Raw genomic sequence first — 22,935 nt, forward strand, 5'->3', positions numbered from 1 at the left:
AAAATTGGGCACGGCATCATTTTGGCTTCAGTCATCAGTGAGGGCATGGGAGACGAGGTTTACACCAATGCCGGCAAATACAAAGGGTGTCAGGTATTTTGTGAGGTCAACGATAAGACCTAGCACGATAAGCACATAGGAGATGTCGGGGACAGCCATTTGGTATTTGTTTATCGCATCCCCTAATTGGCCTGACGTTCCTACAATCAGTGCAGAATAAAATATGAGCGTAAAACCATTCTTGTAGTTTGTTCTTCTTACAATAGCGTCACTCGTGTAAGTGCTGTGAACTCTGGCGCCAGCAAACCAGATGCATGCGAGTAATGCGGCTAACCAGAAAAACAATATAAGCATGCTTCAAATTCCTTTTAGTGTTGAGCGACGACCATACGTGTGGATGGCGCGTGGTTTATGTGCGTATCTCTTTGAAAAAAAGTATTTCTGTATGCTAGCCTGATGCCACTATCGCGTCTACAAATAGGTCTTGTGCCTTGGTCGTATCGTCGATCAGTTAACGGCAATGCTTTTGAGCTGTGAACGCGTTCCGTGTACGCTTGATTGACCAGACAAGGAAGCTCCTGCCATGACTACCGCACTGCTGATCATCGATGTCCAACAAGCCCTGTGCACCGGCGAGTACGAATGCTTTGAGATCAAACGCGTCATCGAGAACATCAATGGCCTGAGCGCCAAGGCCAGGGAAACAGGAGTTCCGGTCGTCCTGATCCAGCACGAAGAAAAGGGTGACCTGTTGCAACACGGCTCCAAAGGCTGGCAGTTGGCCGATAGCCTGGAGACGTCATCCCAAGACTTGCGCGTGCGTAAAACCACCCGGGATTCGTTCTACCAAACCCACCTGCAAGCCTTGCTGCAAGACCAGGGCACTGATCGCCTGATCATCTGCGGCCTGCAAACCGACTATTGCGTCAACGCCACCGTGCGCCAGGCCCTGAAACTGGGCTACGACGTGGTCCTCGCCGCCGACGCGCATTCCACTGTCGACAACGGCAACGTCGCCGCCGCCGACATCATCGCCGAGCACAACGCCGATCTGGCGCACTTGACGGGGCCGGTGGCGCGGATTGACGTTTTGCCGACTGCCGAGATACGCGTTTAAGCCGCGACAGCTTCCCCCCGAAAACACCCTTGGCGACTCATGATTGTCGCCGCGCGGCCGGTCAGTTAAAGCGCAGAACCTGTGGGAGCGAGCTTGCTCGCGATAGCGGCGTAACAGTCAGCATCCCTGTTGAATGTGAACCCGCTATCGCGAGCAAGCTCGCTCCCACAAAGATTGCGCCGATGCGTTTTTGATGTGATTAAACGCGTTTTTGATTGAGTGTTTAAAGACACTCAGTGTTACGTCATAAACGGCTACAACGCCTTGCGTCGTTGCCTACGCGTACGCCAGAATCCGCCGGCTTGTGCGCCTTTGAGCTGGGCTCTATCGTTTGCCTGCCACTGCTCATCAGTGGTCGGGTTTAGTAGCCCGTGGTAATTCAGGCTGCACGTGCATCCGTCGGACAGGTAGTTTCAGATCTGTGCTTGATGGTAGCTGTACGTAGGGCGTCTTCGGGCGCGCCGGCTTGTTGAGTTCCCCGGTCTACTAACCTGCGTACAGCTGCCACCCTCCTTGTTTAGTAGCGGGATGGGATTGGCACCCAATTTGGAACTCAACTTATGTTCAAAGTAACGCCAAACCCCCCGCACACCAGTCCAGTACCCTACGACGCCTCTTTTGATCTTGACCCCAAGAAAATGAAACAGGCGGCCGACCGCGCGCTCAACTTCTACCTGAACCCCGGGGCGACGAAAACGCAGATACCGCCCCGCAGCCCCAGCAGCATCTTCACCATCGACGCAGCGGTGGATGACGAAACGTTACTGGTCCAGGCCTCCGATTCGATGTCATCGGCTAGCCTCATGGCCAGCGATTTCGCCGAGCTGCTGGAAGGCCCGCAACGCAAGAGGATGCTGCTGTTGCAGCAGGTGATCACGATGGGTGAGCTAGCGGTCAATCGCGTACTGGATAACCACAAGCCTGGGTAGCCGCCAGGCACATCCCTGTAGGAGCGAAGCTTGCTCGCGAAGGCGTCAGGCCTGATACACCGCGTTAACGTTCTTCGCGGGCAAGCCTCGCTCCTACACACAAATCCGGTCCGATCTTCTGCAGGAGCGAAGCTTGTGCAGCAGATCCCCCTAAAAACTCAAGTAGCAAACATCAACCCACCGATCATCCCGACCCGCTCAGGCACCACACCCCCCAACACCAACCGGGTAATCGTCGCCGCCGCCTTCTGATAATCCCCATCTTCCGGCACCGGCCTCCCGGTGATGTGCGCCATCTGCCAGCCCAGATTGGTATAGGTGCGCGTGGCCGACCAGATAAACAACATCAAATGCTCCGGATCCACCGGCGCCAGTAACCCACGCTCAATCCAGCTGCGCAGGCAGTCGACGTTGCGCTGCGCCTCGGCATACAACAGATCCCGACACTCTTCCGGCAACTGCCGTCCCCCCAGCAACAACTCGCCACTGAACACCTTGGCAATGTGCGGGTGCTCGCGCGCGATGCGGATTCGCGCCGCGATGTAGGCCTGCAACCCCACGACCGGGTCGTCGCTCTCGCGCAACACCGCCGACGCCTCCAGCAACTGCTCGACAAACCCGAGCAGCACCTTGGCGTAGAGGTTTTCCTTGGTCTGGAAGTAGTAATACAGATTCGCCTTCGGCACCCCCGCGCGTGCCGCGATGTCCCGGGTCTGGGTGGCGTCGAAACCCTTGGCGGCAAATTCTTCGCTGGCGGCGGCCAGGATCAGGTGCTGATTGCGTTGGCGAATGCGGGTCATGGAGATGGAACAAAGGAGGAGGGCATGGGGGCGTCTTGAAAAATCGGTTTCGTAATATACAAAACTATACAGCGAATGAGCCAGACACGAATCGTCGGATCGCACGGGCGGTTACCGAAATCAAAAGGGCGGCCCGTCATCCGTGTCCTAAACTGAATGGGGCTTCGGCCTTGGCCAAGCAGTCACTCCTCAAACGCCGACAGATGCACCGCACCACTAACCTGGAGGCATTCCCAAACCTAGAGGCATTCCCATGAAAATCGTCGTCATTGGAGGAACCGGGCTGATCGGCACCCAGCTCTGCAATAACCTTCGCCAGCGCGGGCACGATGTCCTCGCCGGCTCGCCGAGTACCGGCCTCAACGCCCTGACGGGCGAAGGTCTCGAAGCCGCATTGGCCGGCGCCGAGGTGGTTGTCGACGTCGCCAACTCTCCGTCCTTCGAAGACGCCGCCGTATTGGACTTCTTCGAAACGTCTGGCCGCAACCTGTTCGCCGCCGAAAAAGCGGCCGGGGTGAAACACCATGTCGCCCTGTCCGTCGTCGGCACGGAACGCATGCTCGGCAGCGGTTACTTCCGGGCCAAGATGGCCCAGGAAAAACTGATCAAGGACTCCGGCGTTCCCTACTCGATTCTGCGTGCCACGCAGTTTTTCGAATTCATCGGCGCCATCGCCCAATCCGGCGAGCAGGGCAACAGCACGCGCCTGCCTGCGGCAGACCTGCAACCGATCGCCTCGGCCGACGTTGCCTTGGCACTGGCCGAAATCGCCGAGCAACCGCCCACGAACAAGACGCAAGAAGTGGCCGGGCCTGAGCGGCTGCCGATCGTCTCGTTCGTCAAAACTTACCTGAAACACAACGATGATCCGCGCGAGGTGATCCCGGACCCCGAGGCCACGTATTTCGGTGCGCCCATCGACGATCAGTCACTGACGCCAGGCGCCGATCCGATCATCGGCGCGACTCACTTCGATGCATGGCTCAGGAACACTTAGCGGCTAAAACGGGTGGCGATCGTACGTACCGATCGCCACCCCACTTGCTCATGGCCATCCCACACGAGGAAAGCCACATGCACCTGCATCCGCTCTTGGCTTTACTGCCGCTGTTGTGCACCGGACTCGCCATTGCCGGGGACAAAACCGCGCCGCCCCCGGTCGTCAAACCCGTGATGGAACAGGCGCTGGCCGACTACCCCGGAAAAGAAGTGCTGATGATTACCGTGGAATATCCGCCGGGCGGGGCTGATCCGGTTCATCGTCACGACGCGCATGGCTTTATTTACGTACTCGAAGGTTCCATCGTCATGGGCGTTAAGGGCGGCAAGGAGGTCACGTTGCTGCCGGGGCAGAGTTTCCATGAAGGGCCTGACGACGTGCACACGGTGGGACGCAATGCCAGCCAGGACAAACCTGCGAAATTTTTGGTGTTTCTTTTGAAGGAGAAGGGCAAACCCGCAGTAATTCCGGTTGAGTGATTGAAAGTTCAGCCGATAAAGGGCATGGAGTCTGCCAAATCAACGGCTGGCCATGTGTCGTGGTTCTGTCCCTTAGTTGGCATAAAGCGAATAAAACGATTGATAAAAATTCTCATAAGCTTTAAACGAGAAGTTCGCTGGCACATTGCTGGTTTTTAACAGGAAAGTATCGCCAGTTATTGGCTCAGGGAGCGCTGATGAGTGTTCGTCCATTGACCGACGCCCTGCGGCAATCGAACGATTGCGACGTTGCCGCATCTCAACATAAAGGGAACTTGGATACTGTCGGCATGGCCTGCGCTGGCAACGGGGATACGATCGAACACTTGCTGGACTCGGCGCGCAGCTGGGCGCATACCACTTCGTGGGTGGTTTACCGCGCCGGTGAACAAATGCACCTGGTCGGGCAGGGCGACCCACGGGTGCAGTGGCCCTCCAGCGTGGCGAACGACGAGTTTGAGGCCTTTTGCCAGACCTGGAAGTTGCACCGCTGGCCGACCGGTCGCGGCGAAAGTGTGCTGGGTTGGCTGCTCGCGCCCGTCGACGATGCGGCGGAACCGGCCCTCGCCGAGTTTGCCCAGCGCCTGGGCATTCAGGTCCAGACCAATACCTTGGCCCGTGCGCAGATTACGCAACGCGTGCTGTATGAAATCACCTACCTGGCCAGTTCGACCCGCGACCGCTCCGTGTTTCTGGTGGGGGTTCACCAACTGCTGGCGAGCCTGATCGACGCCGAGAATTTCTACCTCGCGCTGTACGACCCGCACACCGGCAAGATGGACTTTCCGTATTACGTCGACATCATCGACGTTGAAGCCCTGGAGTCCGAGAACTACGAATACCTTGACCCTTCGCACCTGTCATTGACCGCCTACGTGTTGACCACCGGCCAGCCGTTGCTGATCGACTCCGCCGGCATTCTCGCGGCGCAGGCCGAGGGGCGTTTCTATTGCGTGGGTGATCGTCCCGAGTTCTGGATGGGCGCGCCGCTGAAAAATGCCTCGGACGACGTGTTTGGCATGCTCGCGATGCAGGTCTACGACGTGTCGCGTACCTACAGCGCTGAAGACCGCGCGCTGTTCCTGGTGGTGGCCCGCCACGTGGCCATGGCGCTGGACCGGATTCTGCACCGGGCGGACCTGGAAGAAACAGTGATGCGCCGCACCCTGGAACTTTCGGCACTCAACGACGCCTTGCGCCAGGAAGTGGCGGAACGCGAGCGCGCCGAACACCTGCAAAGTGCGCTGTTCCAGATTGCCGAACTGTCGAGCCAGCCTGGCGACATGGCGGAGTTGTTTAAAACCTTGCATGGCATCGTCGGTGATCTGCTGTTTGCGCAGAACTTCTACATTGCGCTGTTCGACGACGCGACCACCGAAGTGACCTTCCCGTATTACGTCGATGAGCGGCAGACAGTCCGCCCGGTGGCACGGCGTGGAAGTCGTGGCTTGACCGAGTACGTGATCCGTCAGCGTCGAGCGTGCCTGATCGATTCGGATGAGGCTGACCGACTGACTGACCACGGCGAAATCGAAGTCGCCGATCTGTATTTTCGTTCCTATTCCTGGCTGGGCATCCCATTGTTTGACGGCGATGTAGTGCGTGGCGTGCTCGCGGTGCAAAGCTATACCTCGCAAGTGCGCTATACCCTGCGTGACCAGGAACTGTTGACGTTTGTGTCGCGGCACATCGACACCGCGTTGTCGCGACGCACCGCCGCCGAAGCGATCCATGCCGCCAACCTCAAACTCGAAGCCCGGGTGCAGAACCGCACCCGCGAGCTCGATCACGCCAATGCCAAGTTGCAGCACGAAAACTCCCACGATGCGCTGACCGGGCTACCGAATCGCACCTACCTGCAACAGCGCCTCAACCTGGCCTGGTCGCAGTTTGGCAGCGACGGCGGGCACCTGGCGGTGATGTTCATCGACCTCGACCGTTTCAAAATGGTCAACGACAGCCTCGGCCACCATTTCGGCGATCTGCTGTTGATGCAGGCCGCCCAGCGTCTGCGCGGATGCTTGCGCGACACCGACATGCTCGCGCGCCTGGGTGGCGATGAGTTCTCGGTGCTCGCGCCCGAGGCGCCGCTGGAAGTGGTGATCGAAATCGCCGAGCGGATCCTGGTGGCGTTTGACCTGCCGTTTGTCATCAACGGGCATCAGGTTTTTTCGTCGTGCAGTATCGGCATTGTCAGCGCCGACAATCAGTTTCATCACGAGCCCGCCGACTTGCTGCGCGACGCCGATGCGGCGATGTACCGGGTCAAGAGTGCCGGGCGCGACAGCTACGCGGTGTTCAACCAGGAAGTGCGCCGCGAAGTCTCGGACCAGGTCGAGCGGGAAGGGGCCTTGCGCAACGCGCTCAAGCGCACCGATGAACTGCTGCCGTATTTCCAGCCGATTGTCAGCGTTGAAACCGGCGAACTGCTGGCCCTTGAAGCGCTGATCCGCTGGCATCAGCCGGGCGGTCGGGTGATCGCGCCCGGCGAGTTTTTGCCGGATGTCGAGGGGCTGCGCCTGATCGGCCGATTGGACCTGTACATGCTGACCAGCATCGCGGTGATCCTCGCCCAACCCGAGCACGCCAATTGGCCGCCGGTGCACGTCAATTGCTCCAGTTACAGCATGACTCGTCCAGAGTTCGCCAGTGAGGTGCTGGCCCTTTTGGCGCAGCACGGGGTCGCGCCGTCACGCATCTGCCTGGAGTTGACCGAAGGTGCGCTGGTGGCCGAGCCAGCGATTGCCCGGCTGACCATGCAGCAATTGGCGGACAACGGCATGTCGGTGGTGCTCGACGACTTCGGCGCCGGGTTTTCCTCCCTGAGCTATGTGCACCAATACCGTTTCAGCGGCTTGAAAATTGACAAGTCGTTCATCCTCGAACTGACCGCCAGCCCCCGCAGTCGCGCGATTGTCCGGGCGATTGTGCGCATGGCCGAATCCCTGGACCTGAGCGTGGTGGCCGAAGGTGTCGAAGACGAAGCGACCCTGGAGTTGCTGCGGGAAATGGGCGCGGGGCAGGCTCAGGGTTATTACTTTGCCAAGCCGATGGGGTTGGCGGCGTTGTTGGCGAGTTCGATGATTGGCCGTTAGGGGTTGAAATGACCCGCAGCCGCTGACTTAGTTTTTGCACTCCGACAACACCACTTGGCAGGTGTCCGGCGTGCCACCGGATCGGCCGGCGTAGCGAATGCAATTATTCAGGGATTTCTGGCGCGCCATGCTCAAGGTGTCCCCCCAGGCGAGGCCACCTTCGCCAGTCGTGGGGAGCGCTTTTGCATAGCAGTTGGAACCGATGCTGGCCGTCGAGTAGCGAGCGGTGGAGGTTTTGCGTGCACAGCCCGTGCTCAGCGCCAGGTTGATGGCGAGCAGAGAGAGCAGGGCCCATGACCAGCCTTGGCGCGCTGTTTTTCCGGTCATCGCGTTTCCCCTGTGGCAAGAGGCTGAGGGCACGTTGCGGCTTGTGCTCTACTCAGAATAGACGGTGTACCGGTTGGCCTTCAGCGATAGGCACGTCCGGATGCAGGTAATGATCGGCAGAGCGACATAAGATCGTGTTTTAGCCCCAGCTTTCAATATTTTCTTCAACCCGCACGGAGACGATCACCATGGCCATCCACGCCCAGCGCGCCGACGCCAGCCATCTCAATCAGGTGGCTAACCTGTTCGACGCCTACCGCGGCTTCTACGGCCAACCCTCCAACCTGCCGCAATCCCGGGACTTCATCGCCGAGCGCATTGCCCAAGACGAATCCGCCATTTTCCTCGCCCTGGACGACAACGGCGAAGCGCTGGGCTTCGTCCAGTTGTACCCGACCTTTTCCTCCATCGACGCCCACCGCACGTGGCTGCTCAGCGACCTGTTCACCGCGCCTGCTGCTCGGGGCCGTGGGGTAGGGACGTTGCTGATGAACACCGCCCGCGCCTTTGCGCTGTCGACGGGTGCGAAGGGGTTGGTGCTGGAAACAGCGACGGATAATTTTGGCGCGCAACGGTTGTATGAGTCCCTGGGGTATGTGCGGGATACGGGGTATTACACGTATTGTCTGGATTTGAAGCAGGGTTGATGGATATGTAGGAGCGAGGCTTGCCCGCGAAGAACGATGACGCGGTGTATCAGGCCTGACGCCTTCGCGAGCAAGCTCGCTCCCACAGGAAACAGCGTTAATTGCAAATCTTGTGAACGACACCCAGCAATTGTGGGAGCGGGCTTGCTCGCGAAGAGGGCGTGTCAGCCGACATCAAGGCAACTGACACACCGCTTTCGCGAGCAAGCTCGCTCCCACAGGAAACAGCGTTAACTGCAAATCTTGTGAACGACACCCAGCAATTGTGGGAGCGAGCTTGCTCGCGAAGAGGGCGTGTCAGCCGACATTCAGGCAACTGACACACCGCCTTCGCGAGCAAGCTCGCTCCCACAGGAAACAGCGTTAACTGCAAATCTTGTGAACGACACCCAGCAATTGTGGGAGCGGGCTTGCTCGCGAAGAGGGCGTGTCAGCCGACATCAAGGCAACTGACACACCGCCTTCGCGAGCAAGCTCGCTCCCACAGGAAACAGCGTTAACTGCAAATCTTGTGAACGACATCCAGCAATTGTGGGAGCGAGCTTGCTCGCGAAGAGGGCGTGTCAGCCGACATCAAGGCAACTGACACACCGCTTTCGCGAGCAAGCTTTTGGTAGAGAGCGACCTAACCCGGATTGAACATGGGCATTATCAGTCAGCTTCTTGCCGGCTTCGGTACTCTCGGCGTGTGCTTAGGGTCTGAACGCTCAACCCACCAGCCCCAACCACTGGCCCCACACGCCCCAATTCCGTAACATCCCCACCCCTCATTCCCCGCAACTCCCACGGCCCATCCCAACCGGCCCGTTTTTCAGGTAAGTCATGAAACCACAACGTCTGCGCGCCGATATCCTCGCCGGGCTCACCACATCCTTCGCGTTGCTGCCCGAGTGCATCGCCTTCGCGCTGGTCGCTCATCTCAATCCGCTGATGGGGCTGTACGGTGCGTTTATCATTTGCACCTTGACCGCGCTGTTCGGCGGGCGGCCGGGGATGGTGTCCGGGGCGGCCGGGTCGATGGCGGTGGTGATTGTGGCGTTGGTGGTGCAACACGGCGTGCAGTATTTGCTGGCGACCGTGCTGCTGGGCGGGTTGATCATGATGGCGTTCGGGCTGTTGCGGCTGGGCAAACTGGTGCGCATGGTGCCGCATCCGGTGATGCTGGGTTTCGTGAATGGTTTGGCGATCATCATTGCGTTGGCGCAACTGGAGCATTTCAAAAGTGGCGACACCTGGCTCAGTGGCACGCCGCTGTATGTGATGAGCGGGTTGGTGGCGCTGACGATGGCCATCGTTTACCTGCTGCCGCGTCTGACCCGCGCGGTGCCTCCGGCCTTGGTGGCGATTCTGGGCGTCGGGTTGGCGGTGTATGTGCTGGGCTTGCCGACCCGCACTTTGGGTGACATGGCGCACATTGCCGGTGGCCTGCCGAGTTTTGCGTTGCCGGACATTCCCTGGAACCTGGAGACCCTGCGCATCATCGCGCCCTACGCGATATTGATGGCGCTGGTCGGCCTGCTGGAAACCCTGCTGACTCTGAATCTCACCGACGAAATCACCGAGAGCCGCGGCTACCCGGATCGCGAGTGCGTGGCGCTGGGCGCGGCGAATATGGTGTCGGGTGTGTTCGGCGGCATGGGCGGCTGCGCGATGATCGGGCAGACCGTGATCAACCTCAGTTCCGGCGGACGGGGTCGGCTTTCCGGGGTGATCGCCGGGGTGATGATTCTGCTGTTCGTGTTGTTTCTGTCGCCGTTGATCGAGCGCATTCCGCTGGCTGCCCTGGTCGGCGTGATGTTCGTGGTGTCGCAGCAGACGTTCGCTTGGGCCTCGCTGCGGGTGATCAACAAAGTGCCGCTCAACGATGTGCTGGTGATCATCGCCGTAACCATCATCACTGTGTTCACCGACCTGGCCACCGCCGTGCTCTGCGGGATCATCATCGCCGCGCTCAACTTCGCCTGGCAACAGGCCCGCGAGCTGTACGCCGACACCTACCTGGAAACCGATGGCAGCAAGCTCTATCGCCTGCACGGCACGTTGTTCTTCGCCTCGACCACGCCTTTTCTCGACCAGTTCGACCCCGCCAACGATCCTGCCCAAGTGACCCTTGATTGCCGTCACCTGAGCTTCGTCGATTACTCGGCCATCGCTGCGCTAAAGACTTTACGTGAACGCTATGAGAAGGCGGGCAAGCATCTGCGGGTGTTTCATTTGTCGGAACGCTGCAAGCAAATGCTCAAGCGCGCCGGCGGGGATTACGCCTGATCGGTGGGTTACAGACGAGTGTTGCCGTGATCGGGGATGCAGCCTGGCTGTGCAACCCGGGTGCGATCCTGCTTAACTGTCAACGTCCACTCTCCAGCTGCTCAAGACGATGACCGATCTGAAACACGAATCAGCTTTCTTGCCTGTGTCTCAACCTGCCGATGCTTCGGTGCGTCGCCGCTCCCTGGTGGCGGGGTGCGGTGCTCATGCCATCCACGACGGGCTGACCGACGTGATCTATGTGCTGTTGCCGATCTGGCAGGCGCAGTTCGGCTTGAGTTTCGCCCAGGTCGGCCTGTTGCGCGGCGCCTATGCCGGGATGATGGCCGGGTTTCAACTGCTGGCGAGCCGGGCCGCCAAACGCTGGGCGCGCGAGCGCATGCTGGTGGGCGGCACGGCACTCGCCGGCCTGGCTTATTTGCTGGCGGGGCAGGCGGGCGGGTTGACGGTGCTGTTGCTGGCGCTGCTGTTGGGCGGATTGGGCGCGAGTACCCAGCACCCGCTGGCCTCTTCGTTGATCACCGATACCCACGAGGCGGGCGGCGGGGTCAAGCAGGCGTTGTCGCAGTACAACTTTTCCGGCGATATCGGCAAAACCCTGATTCCGGGGTTGATCGGCCTGTTGCTGACGGTCATCAGTTGGCGCGCCAGTGTTACGCTGTTGGGCCTGCTCGGGCTGGCGGCTGCGGGCTTGCTGTGGTGGCTGATTCCGGCGCGTTCCGAGTCTTTGTCCACTCAAGGCAACGCGTCGAAAGCGATCACGGGCAGCGGTTCCGCCAGCGGCCTGCGCGCACTGATCCTGACCGGGACCCTGGACAGCGCGGTGCGCATGGGCTTTCTCACGTTCTTGCCCTTTCTGTTGAAAGACAAGGGCGCCGGGACGGCAGGCATTGGCCTGGCGCTGACGATGCTGTTTATCGGCGGCGCGTTCGGCAAGTTGTTGTGCGGCTACCTGGGCGCGCGCATCGGCATGGTCAAAACCGTGTGGCTGACCGAGTTCACCACAGCGGTGTTGATCGTCATGGCGGTGTACCTGCCGTTTCTCGGCCTGATGGTGATGTTGCCGCTGCTCGGGCTTGCGCTCAACGGAACCTCGTCGGTGCTGTACGGCGCCGTGCCGGATCTGGCGGGGCCGGGTAAACGCGAGCAGGCGTTCGCGGTGTTTTACACCGGCACCATTGGCGGTGGTGCGCTGGCGCCGGTGGTGTTTGGCAGCCTCGGTGACGTCACGGGTGTCCCCGTTGCGGTGATCCTGCTGGCCGCCACGTTGTCACTGACGCTGCCGTTGTCGTGGCTTGTGCAGCGTGGAATGGACGCTGATGCGCGTTGAAAGCGCTGTCATTGTGGCCACAGGTTCAGTGTCAGGCGTAATGGATTGGAATCACCGCTCTGGAAGTCCCCAACTGTCACGCAACCGCGCGTACTCAGCCGCCGGCAACTGCACCAGCAACGGCATCTGTCGCGGATCCAGCCAACCTAACAACCGCGCAATATCCTCCGGGTCCATCGCCGTACACCCCAGCGTTCCCGAAGCCGGCCCACGCCAGATATGGAAGAAAATACACGAGCCTGCACCGGCCACCGCCGGGGTGTTGTGCTCGATGAAAATACCGTTGCGATACATGTCATCATCGCGGCGCATACGTTCGGAGCTGTTCCAGTCCTTGGCCACCGTCGCGCCGTCAACCAGTTGGTTGTAGCGTTTCGACTGACTGTCATCCACGCATTCAATGGTCGGCGTCAGTGGCTGGTAGGGCAGTCGGGTGTCGGTGGTGTTGGTGTAGCCGAAAGCGGTACCCAGTTTGAAGATCCCGGCCGGTGCCTTGCCGTCGCCTTCTCGTTTGATTGGCCCCGCAAGCGGGTCAACAACCGTCAGCCCCTTGCCCCAGGCCAATCCACTTTTACCGACCACCACCGCAAACGGCGCGCCGACTTTTTCAAAGGTTTTGCCATGGCGCTCGTAGCGCTGGGCGCTGCCCTGGATGTCGGTCCAGTTTTGGGTGGTGACGATGATTAACTGATGACTGCTGCTGAGTTCCATCGGGGTAATGGGGAAATCCATCACTTGGTTCAACGCCGGATTGCCGGTGTAGGAGAAGTGCCACCACTCTTTCGAATAGCCAACAAATCCCTCTTTTTCCATGGCGCTGGTGAGTCGCTGGCGATTGGCCTTGGCGGTCGCGTTGATTGCCGCGCTGTCGGTGTGGGCCGGCTCGTCGAAGCAATCGAAACCGGTGCCCATGTCCAGCGCACCGTCCTGCCAGCGCTGGCCATAGGGCGCGGTGCAATCGACTTGGGTGATCGAGGGTGACCAGATTGCAGCGGACGGCGCTTTAGGGCCGGTCAGGGTCAGGTCCACCGTGCTGCCCTTGGAATGCCCCGACACCCGCGCCACGTAACCCAGGCGCCAGAAGTCTTGTTTGTCCACGCGAGGATAAAACTCGGCTTTGGTCGGATCGCCCGGCACCTTGGCGAAGTTGCCCATATCGGCGACCGCGCGGGCCGGTCGATAGCAGTCGAATACCTTCAACCCGTAGCCTTGCGCATGCAGAGCGGTTTGCACCCGGGCCAGGGCTTTGGCCGCGTCCACTGACAACAGGCATTCAGGCGCCTCGTAACCGTCGAGCGGGTGCCCGGTGAAGTTATGGGCGGTGGCGTAACGGATGTCTTGCTGGATGTTCGGGTCGATCGAACGCAAATAAACCATGTGCTCGGGCCGTGGTTCGGCGCTGGCCAGGCATGGCACGACGAGGCACAGGGTGGACAGGATTTTGCTGAGCGCGCGCATGGCAGGCCTCCAGAAAGTCAGGTGCGGCGTGCGATATACACGAGGCTTTGTGGTTGCCCCGGCACGTCATCGAGCTCACCGAAACGCTGCATGCCGATTTTTTCCAGCACGCCGATAGAGGCCAAATGATTCGGCCGCACCAGCGCAAACACCTGCTCGGCCTCCAGCTCATTGAAGGCGAACGCCAGCGCCGTGGTCCCCAACTCCGTGGCGTAACCCTTGCCCCACGCGGCGGCATCAAACCGATAGCCGAGGTTGAGGCGCTCGACGTCGAGGTAGTTGTACAACGCAATGCCGCCGAAACCGATGACGTGTTCCGGCGCTTCACCGGTGGTAATCGCCCATTGCCCGTAGCCGTTTTCGCTCCAGTGGCGGAGCCAGCCTGCCAGCAAGGTTTCAGCCTGTTGGATGTCGGCCAGCGGCCCGGCCGGGTTGAATTGATTAGTCGCGGGGTCGCCGTAGATGGCAAACAGGCGAGCCAGGTCTTCGGCCTTCGGTGGTCTTAACATCAATCTCGCGGTGGTTCGTGGCATGGTCCGGTCAGTCCTTTGTCGGCACAGAAAGCACCTCATGGGCGAGGCGTCAGGTCAGGGCATCGGTTGGACCGGAGTGTATCGCCAACGCGGATGTGAAGCGCCCGGGCTAACGAGCTTTTTTATCGCTCCCAAGCATATTTTTAATATTTTTCCTCTGTAGAGGGATGTCGCACTATCGAGCCATACCCAGTGTGGTTCGGCGCTCCCGGATGGAGGCCGTTGCTCATAACGATGTAGGTCCAATGAGACCAGCACGATGGAACTGTTATTGGTCTCTGGCCAGCACTGCCCGGCTTTACCCTAATTTTAAAAAAACAGCTGCGGGAGCGTTCCATGTCTTTAACCTTACGTACGTGCATCCCTTTTTCCCTGGCCCTGTTGTGCACCGGCGTATTCGCCGCGCCGCAGGATCTGACCGTCATATCGTTTGGCGGCGTCACCAAGCAGGCCCAGGACAAAGCCTACTTCCAACCCTTCAACGCCAGTGGCGCCGGGCGCATCGTCGCCGGTGAATACAATGGCGAGTTGTCGAAAATCAAGGCGATGGTCGATGTCGGCCATACCAGTTGGGACGTGGTCGAGGTCGAGAGCCCGGAGCTGCTGCGCGGCTGTGATGCCGGGTTGTTCGAGAAACTCGACCCAGCCAGTTTTGGCGATCAGAGCCAGTTTGTGCCGGGGACGTTTACCGAGTGCGGCGTGGCCACTTATGTGTGGTCGATGGTCATGGCGTTCGACCAGAACAAGCTGACCAAGACCCCGTCCTCGTGGGCGGACTTCTGGAACGTCAACGACTTTCCGGGCAAGCGCGGCCTGCGCAAAGGCGCCAAGTACACCCTGGAAATCGCGCTGCTGGCCGACGGCGTCGCGCCGGATCAACTCTACAAAGTGCTGAACACCCCTGAAGGAGTGAGCCGCGCCTTTGCCAAACTCGACAAGATCAAGTCGAACATCCAGTGGTGGGAGGCCGGCGCCCAACCGGCACAGTGGTTGATTGCCGGTGACGTGGTGATGAGCGCCGCCTACAACGGGCGGATCGCCGCGGCGCAGAAAGAAGGCATGAACCTGAGCATCGTCTGGCCGCAAAGCCTGTACGACCCGGAATACTGGGCCGTGGTTAAAGGCACGCCGAACAAGGCCTTGGCCGAGCGCTTCATCGCGTTTGCCAGCCAGCCGCAGACCCAGAAAGTGTTCTCGGAAAACATCCCTTACGGCCCGGTCCACAAGCAGGCCCTGGCCTTGTTGCCGCAACAAGTGCAACAGCAACTACCGACCGCCGACGCCAACATGGCCAAGGCCCGGGCGGTGGATGCGGAGTTCTGGGTGGATCATGGGGAGGAGTTGGAAGAGCGGTTTAATGCGTGGGCGGCTCGCTAAATCAGCCAAGCGAAACCTTTGGCGGGAGAGCTTTTGTGGCGAGGGAGCAAGCTCCCTCGCCACAGGTTCGGTGTTATGCCTTGGGCGCCACCAACCGCAACGCACTCGCCACACTCCCCACCGCCGCAAACCCCGCACCAATGCTCAGCGCCAACACCGGGCCATGGGTGCCCGACATTCCGAAGCTCAACGCCACCAACGCGGCGCCGGTTGCCTGGCCGATCAGTCGGGCCATGGCGATGGTGCCGCTGGCGCCGCTGCTGCGTTCCCTCGGCGCGCTGGTCATCAGGGCTTTCTGGTTCGGGGCCTGGAAGAAACCGAAGCCGATACCGCAGATGATCATGCGAATCACGATCCCGGTTGCACTGAGATCCGCCGGCATGATCGCCAGGGACACCATCCCCGCACTGAGAATGGCCAGGCCGATACCGCCCAGCAGGCCCGGCGGATAGGTGTCGGACATACGTCCGGCCATCGGCGCGATCAGCGCCACGACGATGGACCATGGCGTCATCAGGAAACCGGTCTGGATCGGGTCGCGGCCCAGGGTCGTTTCGAAGAAGAACGGCAACGAGACGAACGCCAACCCTTGGGTGGCAAAGGAACAGAACGCGGTCAGCGTCGACAGGGCAAACATCGGTCGCTTGAGCAAATCCAGAGGAAACATCGGCGCCGGATGCCCGGCTTCGCGGCGCAACATCAAGGCCCCGGCGATCAGGAACACGGCCAGGGCGATCACCACGCTGCTCATCGAGCCCAACTGTGCGGCCTGGCTCAGCGCGAAAATCAGCGCACCGAAAGTGATGACGTTGAGCACGGCGGTCAGTCGGTCAAACACCACGGCTTTGGGCTGGCTGGTGGGCAAGGAACTCCAGGCGAAGGTCAGGGCAAACAGACCCAGGGGCAGGTTGATCGCAAACAGCCAGGGCCAATTGGCCACCGACAGCACCAGCGAAGCGATGGTCGGGCCGGCGGCGAAACAGGTGCCGACGACGAGCGCGTTCAAACCCAGGCCACGGCCCATGCGTTCCGGGGGGAAGATCAAACCGATCAGCGCGGCATTGACGCTCATGATGGCGCTGGCCCCGACGCCTTGAAGCACGCGGGCCACGGTCAGGGTCGGCAGCGACCACGCGAGCGCACACAACCCCGAAGCCACCACGAACAGGATGATGCCGCTGAGGAACACTTTGCGGTGCCCGATGATCCCGCCCAGCGCGGCGAACGGTAGTAGGGTGGCCACGGCCGCCAGTTGATAGGCGTTGATGATCCACACTGACGCGGCGGGCGAGGCGTTCAGGTCTGCGGCAATGGTGGGCAGCGCCGTATTGGCGATGGCGGTATCGAGTACCGCCAGGGCAATCGACACCAGAATCGCCACCAGCCCACGCAGTTCACGGGCGGTGAGTTTACCGGGTGCGGCGACCGGTAGCGGCGAGGCGGGTTGAGTCATCAGTTGCGACTGGCCAGGGCCAAGCGGCAGGCCAATCCAAGAAACACCACGCCCAGCAGTTGATTCATCAGTTTGCCGACCCGTCTACTGGCCGCCATGCGTTGGCTCAGTTGGCTGGCCATGACGATGACGCCACCGTTCACCAGCAGGCCGATCAGGTTCAGCACGGTGGCCAGCGCAAGCATCTGCACGACAATGGAGCCCGACTGCGGGTTGATGAACTGCGGAAACAGCGCCAGCACAAACAACGCCATCTTCGGGTTCAACAGGTTGGTCAGCAGGCCTTGTTTGAAAATCTGCGGCAGGGGATGGGCCGCGACGGCGATGTCCGTCGACAGCGGTGTGCCGGCGGACCTGAATGTTTTCCAGGCCAGAAACGCCAGATACGCCGCGCCGGCGAAACGCACCACGTCATACGCGACGGGCACCGTGAGAAACAGTTGGGAAAGCCCCAACGCGCCCGCCAGTGCATGGCAATAGGTGCCCAGTTGTATGCCCGCCAGGGAGGCGAAGCCGGCGGCCCGTCCCTGACTGGCGCTGCGCGACGCGATCAGCAACATGTCGGGGCCGGGCGTGAGTGCGAGGGCCAGGCAGGCGCCGGAAAACAGTGCAAGGACTGAAAGACTGATCATGGTGATTCCCCGTGTGCAGGCGTTGCGCAAGGGCCTCACTCTACCTAAATCCGTGGCGGTTCTGTAGACGGCTTTTCGCTCACTTTGCGCCGAACAGCATCGTCCAGTAGACGCCTTCGTCGCTGCGCGCATCCGTGGCAAAGGCTGCGCCGACCTGGGTGAACATCGGGTTCATCAGGTTGGCGCAGTGCCCGGGGCTGGCGAGCCAACCGGCCATGGCCTTGCTCGGTGAACCCTGGCCGGCGGCGATGTTTTCGCCGATCTGACGGCCACGGAAACCGGCGGCCCTGGCGCGGTCCGCCGGCATGTCACCGTCGGGGTCCTGATGCGCGAAGTAGTTGCCGTAGGCCATGGCTTTGCTGTGGCCTTGCGCAGCGGCACCCAACGCGGCATTCCAGCTCAGCGGCCGGGCGGCGGCGAAACGCTGGCGACCACACATCCGTGGCCTGGCTCGCGCCGCGTTGACTTCAGCCAGCAAGGTCTTGCTCGCCGCTCGCCCGTCGCCCATCTGATTGTCGAGCAACGGCCTTGCCAGCACCACTTGCCACTCGCTGCGGGCGCGGCTAATGCCGATGTCGGCATATTGCGCATCAAGCAATGCGCCGCAGTAGCGGTCTTGCAGCATGTCGAAGGCGTCCTCGGCATCCTGCGCGCCCACCAGGCGGATGGTGCGCACCGTCACCGCTTGATAGCCGTTCTGTTTCAGCCCCTCGCGCAACGCACCGCCATAACCGACGGGCAAGGCCAGGTTCGACTTCAGCACCAGCGGATTCAAGCGTTGGACCGGGCGTATCGAACAGCCTCGCGGGTGGGCGCGGTAGTCGTTGATCTCCGACACCAATTGCCGTTCTTCACTGGCGTGGGCGGGGAGGGCGAACAGGGGAAACAAAGGAATGAGGCAGAGCGAAACAACGCGAAGGGGCACGATGGATTGGCGCATGAGGCGAACGGCTCTGATGAAAGACGACCATGGGGCTGAGGTGCGCTGCCGAGGGCTAGCGCATTTCAGGGCAGGTCTGAGACTGCGGGTTTTGAATCTGGTTCATGGTGGCACCGGGGCAAATTCAAGGGCGGTGCCGGGTGTCTGTGCCGGGGTGATTGCTGACAGCGCGGATGCCCATTTTGCCATCCGCGCAGTCGGTGGCCGCGCCTGCGTTCAGGATTGGACGACCACACGAAACGAGGTGCTGATTTGTCGGCGTGGCCGAGCCTGAAGAAGCGGTCATTGGTGGGGCAAATATTGAGTGAACAAATCCAGAATGCCCTGCGGTGCGGTTTCGTTGAAAAACAGCTTCAGGTTCTTGTCCGTTTCCGCCGCAACCTCCGCACTGCGCGGGAACAGGTCTTTCTCATACGCGATCAGCGCGGCGTCGATATCGCCAGGGTTGGCAACAATCGCCTCGGCGAGCAAGGCCCCGTCGTACAACGCGAGGTTGGCGCCTTCGCCGGCGAACGGCGACATCAAGTGCGCGGCATCGCCGAGCAGGGTTACACCGGGGACGTGGTCCCATTGATGGCCGACCGGCAACGCATGGATCGGGCGCAGCACCGGGTCAGTGTCCGAATCAGTGATCAACGCGATCAACGCTGGCGCCCAGCCATCGAATGCCTCGGCAACACGGGCCATGGCCGTCGCAGGATTCGAGAGATCGAGCCGGGCGAACCAGTCCTCCGGCCGGTTCAGCGCCACATAGCTTTGCAAAGTGCCGTTCCCGTGGCGGTGGGCCAGGATGCCCTGATTCGGCACCACCGCCATCAACGTGCCGTCGCCAATCACCTCGGCGCTGGCCGGATGGCGACGGTTGGCTTCAAACAGAAAGGTCTCGATAAAGGACAGCCCGGCGTAGGCAGGTTTCACATCGGTCAGCAACGGACGAACCCGCGACCACGCACCATCGGCACCCACCAACACATCGGTGGTCACGGTTGCACCGTTGGCGAAGGTCACCTCATGCCGCCCACCGCCGAGCGAGGCCACCGCAGTGACTTTGTGCCCCCAGCGAAGCGTGTCGGCCGGCAAAGACTCAAGCAAAATCCTGCGCAGCTCCCCGCGCTCAACCTCGGGCCGACCACCGTTATCCGGGCTCGGCCAATCCAGCAACACGTTGCCATGCTTGTCGCAAATCCGCTTGGCATCGGCGCCCTCGATAATAATGCCCAGGAACTGCTCGAACAGGCCCGCCGCCTTCAGCGCGAGCTGCCCGTTGTATTCGTGGATATCCAGCAGACCACCTTGGGCGCGGGCGTCTGCTGAAGGTTCGGCCTCATAGATAGTGGTCGCGATGCCGTGGACATGCAGCACCCGCGCAAGGGCCAAGCCACCGAGCCCGGCACCGATGATTGCGATGGGAGTGTTCATGCGCCTTCCTGTGGGATTGGGGTTGTGGTGAGTATCTAACACAGGCGGGGGTTGGCTTTGTAGTGCGTGGGCGATGAAAGCCGTGAGCGTCTAAGCCTTGTTCCGGCGACTTAGCAATGCCAGTAAACCCATCAACTGGATTGCGCCCACGACCATCGCCACTTTCTGCGCCACTGGCCCCAGATTACTCAGCCATTCGATCAAGAGCATCAAACCCACCGTGCAGCAGGGGATCATGCAGAGGATGAACAACACACGGATTAGTTTTCGATGGTGTTGAGAGCGTGTGGATTGGCCTTCCTTTTGAGCAGAGGTATCCATGAGGGATAAGGCGTTTAGGAGGGCTACTAGGAATTCGGGCATGAGTTCCTTTGATGTGATGTCTTGGGACGCGGGAGTGGGTGGGTGGAATGTAGCAGGTGGTGGGGGGGCTGATTGAGGTGGAGAAGGCAGTTAACGGCCATAAGCGGCCCCTCAAGAGCGCCCGCTTTCGGCCGGAAGAAGCCAGTCCAATGTGTCCAAGAAACTCTAAGCGATTCAGTGATCTTCTTGTGTGCGCTCCGTTTTTTTTCAAATCTTGCTTCCAGTGGTATAGTTTTTTAAACATTGCTAAATAGTTGGCGGCGAACGTAATGAATAAAACGAGGGATAATCATTTTGTTGCGCAGTGGTATCAAAAAGGTTTCATGGATGAGCGAGACTGCCAGCTCTGCTATGTTACGCGTCGAAATATAGATCTGAAGAATGGTGAATTCAAGATCGTCAACTCCAAAAAATGGCATACGCCCGCTCAGCAATTTTATAAAGTAGACCTTTACTCGACATTCTTCGGTGTCGAAATTAATGACGATATTGAGCAAAAGCTTTTTGGACCAATTGACGATAACGGCTCCAAAGCTATTCGCGCGTTCCTGAATGACGACCTGTCTGAATGGCATCATAATTTTAAAAATTTATTTGTCTATCTTGATGCGCAAAAGTTGCGAACCCCTAAAGGCTTGGAATGGATTAAGAGTAAATATCATGAGTTAAGCCAATTGCAGTTGATGATGGAGATGCAATCTTTACGCACAATGCATTGTACTTTATGGGCTGAAAGCGTCCGAGAGTTAGTGTCTGCTGAAGACTCTGATGTGAAATTTATAATTTCCGATCATCCTGTTACGATTTATAATTATGCATGTCCTCCTGATTCAGAGTTATGTGAATATCCGAACGATCCAGATATTTCGTTAAAAGGGTCGCAGACAATATTTCCGCTGGATAAGAATCGCTGTTTGATTCTAACGAACCTTGAGTATGCTCAAGACCCTGACAATGTAAATCCGCTTGAGCAGCGGATCAATGCCACCCGTGTTCGTCAAAGCATGGTTAATACCATAGAGTTTATTAAAACTCGCAAGCTTACAGCTGGCGAGGTTGTCAAAATCAATCACGTTATTAAAAGTAGGGCTCAATCTTCCGTAGCTGCTGGCAAGGAAGATTGGCTGCATCCGGAAAACCTAGTTACTTGCGATTGGGCTAGTATTCGGAGCGTCCTGCTGCCCCCTGCTGGTGAACTTCACAGATATGGTGGTGAAATGTTTGTGAAGTTCAAAGACGGCTCGGTTCAGTATCAGGATGCATTTGGTCGAACAAAGAAGGCGAACAAATTTCTAAATAAGAATATTGATGAGGCTAAAGTCGGCCGCAACGATTTCTGCGGCTGTGGAAGTGGCCGAAAGTATAAGAACTGTTGTCGAGATGTTCCGGTTGACCTTAGGGTCACTTGGGAGGTAGCAAGTATACGAGAGCGGAATCTGGCATTTTGCAATTGTATTCGGAGCGTTCTTGGTTTCGAACAGGGTAAAACGTGGCTGGACGTCAGACGCGAGTTATCTAATGAACAGATAGCGGAAATTTACGACTTCTACTCCGTTTTGTGGCCCCGTGAAACTGATATTTACTCGCTGCTACCTAAGTCAGACGGGAAATTTCGAGGGCTTTATGCTGGACCATTAGACGTTCGAGTGATTAGCTTGCATGCGTTGCCTATGGCCTCTGTATTTGACGAGCTCTTGATAGCGTCACCTATCATCAATCCTAATAACGTTAAACCGGAATTCAGTCCAACTAAATCGCCAGAAAAATTTAAGTGTCAGGCATTAAAGGATTTTCTGTTTATGCTTGAGGTGGAACCATTTATTGAGCTTGGCCTTGTGAATCTCATCCCTAGTCCAACTGATTTTGACCACGATTTAATGATGGCGATAATGGAAATGGCTGAGGCTCGATATGCAGTTCGTGGCCAAGTCAAGATTTGCGAGCAGGACCTAGCATTAAACCTCCGTCTGTCGATTGAAGATTTATTAAATTCGATAGCAATGCTACCTAAAGATGTACAAGTTCGAGCACTAGTTAATCAGCTTGGACTGACTGAAGAAATGTCTTTAGACGCTATTTCCGAGCTTGAACAACATTCAGAAGCATCGCCGTTGATGTTGTTGCAAAAAGTTGATTTCGGCGGAAGCGGTCAGTTTATGAAGTCTAGTATGCTACCAAATTATGAGATGGCATTATTTATAGCTCAGGTAACTGGTTCTGTTTTAGTCACAGATAGTGGTTCAAGATGGGAGGAGTTTGTTTCAGCACAGCATCGAACCCAAGGTATTGTCAACTATCCATGGGGCGGCATTCTGAAGAGATTAAATTTAACTCAAACTGATACACAATTTTTGAGTTCCTTTCAGAGAACTCAGGGTCTATTCGCCACAGCCAGAAATATTCTAAAGTCAGTAGATCGCATGGTTTTAGATAATGACAGAGACAATGCTAGATTGGCTCGACTAGCTGAACAAGCAGCGAGTTTTATTAGTCAAATTGGGCAGGCTTTAGAATCGGCACCTACCAACATCTTGACAATATTAAGCCCTGAAGGCGGGCTCAATGACCCTCATGTTCAACGGTTATTAATTCGATCTGGCTGCACGAGATATGATCATAAGGTCAGATCCATCTATGGTATTGCTATTCAAAATTAAGCTCGTCACTTGAAATGATATTATAACTAAGAAACGGTCGTGGCAGACACAGGAAGGGGACGCCCCCCCCCCCTTGACACGATGGAGTACAACTATATTGCCCGTGAACAT

General features: G+C 58.7%; 19 protein-coding genes. 10 read left to right on the forward strand and 9 right to left on the reverse strand.

Features of this window, described 5'->3' with window-relative positions:
• Positions 1-27 precede the first annotated feature (27 nt).
• On the reverse strand, positions 28-354 hold the full coding sequence (locus tag HB680_RS20985; protein WP_213940404.1) for a hypothetical protein: 327 nt from the start codon (positions 352-354) through the stop codon (positions 28-30).
• 229 nt (positions 355-583) lie between these two features.
• On the opposite strand from HB680_RS20985, the gene HB680_RS20990 reads away from it, so the two are divergent.
• Both HB680_RS20990 and HB680_RS20995 read left to right on the forward strand, forming a co-directional pair.
• Positions 584-1,117: a cysteine hydrolase family protein gene (locus tag HB680_RS20990; protein WP_213940405.1), complete on the forward strand. Its 534-nt coding sequence runs from the start codon at positions 584-586 to the stop codon at positions 1,115-1,117.
• A gap of 560 nt (positions 1,118-1,677) precedes the next feature.
• Positions 1,678-2,046 (forward strand): DUF6124 family protein, encoded by a 369-nt coding sequence (locus HB680_RS20995; RefSeq protein ID WP_213940406.1) that lies wholly within the window; start codon positions 1,678-1,680, stop codon positions 2,044-2,046.
• A 158-nt stretch (positions 2,047-2,204) separates the two neighbouring features.
• Here HB680_RS20995 and HB680_RS21000 read toward each other — a convergent pair whose 3' ends face one another.
• A complete protein-coding gene (locus HB680_RS21000) occupies positions 2,205-2,846 on the reverse strand; it encodes a TetR/AcrR family transcriptional regulator (protein ID WP_213940407.1) in 642 nt (213 codons plus the stop codon).
• Positions 2,847-3,099: 253 nt separating this feature from the next.
• Between HB680_RS21000 and HB680_RS21005 the strand changes: the two genes are divergently transcribed.
• The 3 genes from HB680_RS21005 to HB680_RS21015 all read left to right on the forward strand — a co-directional run bounded on the left by HB680_RS21005 (position 3,100) and on the right by HB680_RS21015 (position 7,420).
• On the forward strand, positions 3,100-3,843 hold the full coding sequence (locus HB680_RS21005; protein ID WP_213940408.1) for an SDR family oxidoreductase: 744 nt from the start codon (positions 3,100-3,102) through the stop codon (positions 3,841-3,843).
• A 77-nt stretch (positions 3,844-3,920) separates the two neighbouring features.
• Positions 3,921-4,325, forward strand: a complete 405-nt coding sequence (locus tag HB680_RS21010; RefSeq protein WP_213940409.1) for a cupin domain-containing protein — start codon at positions 3,921-3,923, stop codon at positions 4,323-4,325.
• Between the two features lie 197 nt (positions 4,326-4,522).
• Positions 4,523-7,420, forward strand: a complete 2,898-nt coding sequence (locus HB680_RS21015; RefSeq protein ID WP_213940410.1) for an EAL domain-containing protein — start codon at positions 4,523-4,525, stop codon at positions 7,418-7,420.
• A gap of 27 nt (positions 7,421-7,447) precedes the next feature.
• Here the strand turns inward: HB680_RS21015 and HB680_RS21020 are convergent, their stop codons facing one another.
• Positions 7,448-7,747, reverse strand: a complete 300-nt coding sequence (locus HB680_RS21020) for a DUF4189 domain-containing protein (protein WP_213940411.1) — start codon at positions 7,745-7,747, stop codon at positions 7,448-7,450.
• Between the two features lie 188 nt (positions 7,748-7,935).
• Between HB680_RS21020 and HB680_RS21025 the strand changes: the two genes are divergently transcribed.
• From HB680_RS21025 to HB680_RS21035, 3 genes are all read left to right on the forward strand, one after another.
• Complete coding sequence (locus HB680_RS21025) at positions 7,936-8,394, forward strand: GNAT family N-acetyltransferase (protein WP_213940412.1); 459 nt, start codon at positions 7,936-7,938, stop codon at positions 8,392-8,394.
• 822 nt (positions 8,395-9,216) lie between these two features.
• Complete coding sequence (locus tag HB680_RS21030) at positions 9,217-10,662, forward strand: SulP family inorganic anion transporter (RefSeq protein WP_213940413.1); 1,446 nt, start codon at positions 9,217-9,219, stop codon at positions 10,660-10,662.
• A 109-nt stretch (positions 10,663-10,771) separates the two neighbouring features.
• Positions 10,772-11,992 (forward strand): MFS transporter, encoded by a 1,221-nt coding sequence (locus HB680_RS21035; RefSeq protein WP_213940414.1) that lies wholly within the window; start codon positions 10,772-10,774, stop codon positions 11,990-11,992.
• Between the two features lie 51 nt (positions 11,993-12,043).
• Here the strand turns inward: HB680_RS21035 and HB680_RS21040 are convergent, their stop codons facing one another.
• Both HB680_RS21040 and HB680_RS21045 read right to left on the reverse strand, forming a co-directional pair.
• Complete coding sequence (locus HB680_RS21040) at positions 12,044-13,450, reverse strand: M15 family metallopeptidase (RefSeq protein WP_213940415.1); 1,407 nt, start codon at positions 13,448-13,450, stop codon at positions 12,044-12,046.
• Between the two features lie 17 nt (positions 13,451-13,467).
• Positions 13,468-13,983 (reverse strand): GNAT family N-acetyltransferase, encoded by a 516-nt coding sequence (locus tag HB680_RS21045; RefSeq protein ID WP_213940416.1) that lies wholly within the window; start codon positions 13,981-13,983, stop codon positions 13,468-13,470.
• Between the two features lie 336 nt (positions 13,984-14,319).
• Between HB680_RS21045 and HB680_RS21050 the strand changes: the two genes are divergently transcribed.
• Positions 14,320-15,360, forward strand: coding sequence for an ABC transporter substrate-binding protein (locus HB680_RS21050; RefSeq protein ID WP_213940417.1), 1,041 nt, complete (start codon positions 14,320-14,322; stop codon positions 15,358-15,360).
• A gap of 73 nt (positions 15,361-15,433) precedes the next feature.
• Here HB680_RS21050 and HB680_RS21055 read toward each other — a convergent pair whose 3' ends face one another.
• The 4 genes from HB680_RS21055 to HB680_RS21070 all read right to left on the reverse strand — a co-directional run bounded on the left by HB680_RS21055 (position 15,434) and on the right by HB680_RS21070 (position 19,804).
• Positions 15,434-16,744 (reverse strand): MFS transporter, encoded by a 1,311-nt coding sequence (locus HB680_RS21055; RefSeq protein ID WP_256735594.1) that lies wholly within the window; start codon positions 16,742-16,744, stop codon positions 15,434-15,436.
• Between the two features lie 68 nt (positions 16,745-16,812).
• Positions 16,813-17,445 carry a LysE family translocator gene (locus HB680_RS21060; RefSeq protein ID WP_213940419.1) on the reverse strand — a complete coding sequence of 211 codons (633 nt, stop codon included), beginning with the start codon at positions 17,443-17,445 and terminating at the stop codon, positions 16,813-16,815.
• 79 nt (positions 17,446-17,524) lie between these two features.
• Entirely contained in the window at positions 17,525-18,385 is an 861-nt protein-coding gene (locus HB680_RS21065) for a CAP domain-containing protein (protein ID WP_213940420.1), read from the reverse strand.
• A 282-nt stretch (positions 18,386-18,667) separates the two neighbouring features.
• Positions 18,668-19,804, reverse strand: a complete 1,137-nt coding sequence (locus tag HB680_RS21070) for an NAD(P)/FAD-dependent oxidoreductase (protein ID WP_213940421.1) — start codon at positions 19,802-19,804, stop codon at positions 18,668-18,670.
• Positions 19,805-20,436: 632 nt separating this feature from the next.
• Between HB680_RS21070 and HB680_RS21080 the strand changes: the two genes are divergently transcribed.
• Positions 20,437-22,824 (forward strand): DUF4238 domain-containing protein, encoded by a 2,388-nt coding sequence (locus HB680_RS21080; protein ID WP_213940423.1) that lies wholly within the window; start codon positions 20,437-20,439, stop codon positions 22,822-22,824.
• The last annotated feature ends 111 nt before the right edge of the window (positions 22,825-22,935 follow it).

Source organism: Pseudomonas sp. dw_612 (assembly GCF_018449725.1).
GTDB lineage: Bacteria > Pseudomonadota > Gammaproteobacteria > Pseudomonadales > Pseudomonadaceae > Aquipseudomonas.

Coding starts and splice junctions, on each gene's coding strand:
- HB680_RS20985 (WP_213940404.1), bottom strand. CDS start 354: ATGCTTATATTGTTTTTCTGGTTAGCCGCATTACTCGCATGCATCTGG.
- HB680_RS20990 (WP_213940405.1), top strand. CDS start 584: ATGACTACCGCACTGCTGATCATCGATGTCCAACAAGCCCTGTGCACC.
- HB680_RS20995 (WP_213940406.1), top strand. CDS start 1,678: ATGTTCAAAGTAACGCCAAACCCCCCGCACACCAGTCCAGTACCCTAC.
- HB680_RS21000 (WP_213940407.1), bottom strand. CDS start 2,846: ATGACCCGCATTCGCCAACGCAATCAGCACCTGATCCTGGCCGCCGCC.
- HB680_RS21005 (WP_213940408.1), top strand. CDS start 3,100: ATGAAAATCGTCGTCATTGGAGGAACCGGGCTGATCGGCACCCAGCTC.
- HB680_RS21010 (WP_213940409.1), top strand. CDS start 3,921: ATGCACCTGCATCCGCTCTTGGCTTTACTGCCGCTGTTGTGCACCGGA.
- HB680_RS21015 (WP_213940410.1), top strand. CDS start 4,523: ATGAGTGTTCGTCCATTGACCGACGCCCTGCGGCAATCGAACGATTGC.
- HB680_RS21020 (WP_213940411.1), bottom strand. CDS start 7,747: ATGACCGGAAAAACAGCGCGCCAAGGCTGGTCATGGGCCCTGCTCTCT.
- HB680_RS21025 (WP_213940412.1), top strand. CDS start 7,936: ATGGCCATCCACGCCCAGCGCGCCGACGCCAGCCATCTCAATCAGGTG.
- HB680_RS21030 (WP_213940413.1), top strand. CDS start 9,217: ATGAAACCACAACGTCTGCGCGCCGATATCCTCGCCGGGCTCACCACA.
- HB680_RS21035 (WP_213940414.1), top strand. CDS start 10,772: ATGACCGATCTGAAACACGAATCAGCTTTCTTGCCTGTGTCTCAACCT.
- HB680_RS21040 (WP_213940415.1), bottom strand. CDS start 13,450: ATGCGCGCGCTCAGCAAAATCCTGTCCACCCTGTGCCTCGTCGTGCCA.
- HB680_RS21045 (WP_213940416.1), bottom strand. CDS start 13,983: ATGCCACGAACCACCGCGAGATTGATGTTAAGACCACCGAAGGCCGAA.
- HB680_RS21050 (WP_213940417.1), top strand. CDS start 14,320: ATGTCTTTAACCTTACGTACGTGCATCCCTTTTTCCCTGGCCCTGTTG.
- HB680_RS21060 (WP_213940419.1), bottom strand. CDS start 17,445: ATGATCAGTCTTTCAGTCCTTGCACTGTTTTCCGGCGCCTGCCTGGCC.
- HB680_RS21065 (WP_213940420.1), bottom strand. CDS start 18,385: ATGCGCCAATCCATCGTGCCCCTTCGCGTTGTTTCGCTCTGCCTCATT.
- HB680_RS21070 (WP_213940421.1), bottom strand. CDS start 19,804: ATGAACACTCCCATCGCAATCATCGGTGCCGGGCTCGGTGGCTTGGCC.
- HB680_RS21080 (WP_213940423.1), top strand. CDS start 20,437: ATGAATAAAACGAGGGATAATCATTTTGTTGCGCAGTGGTATCAAAAA.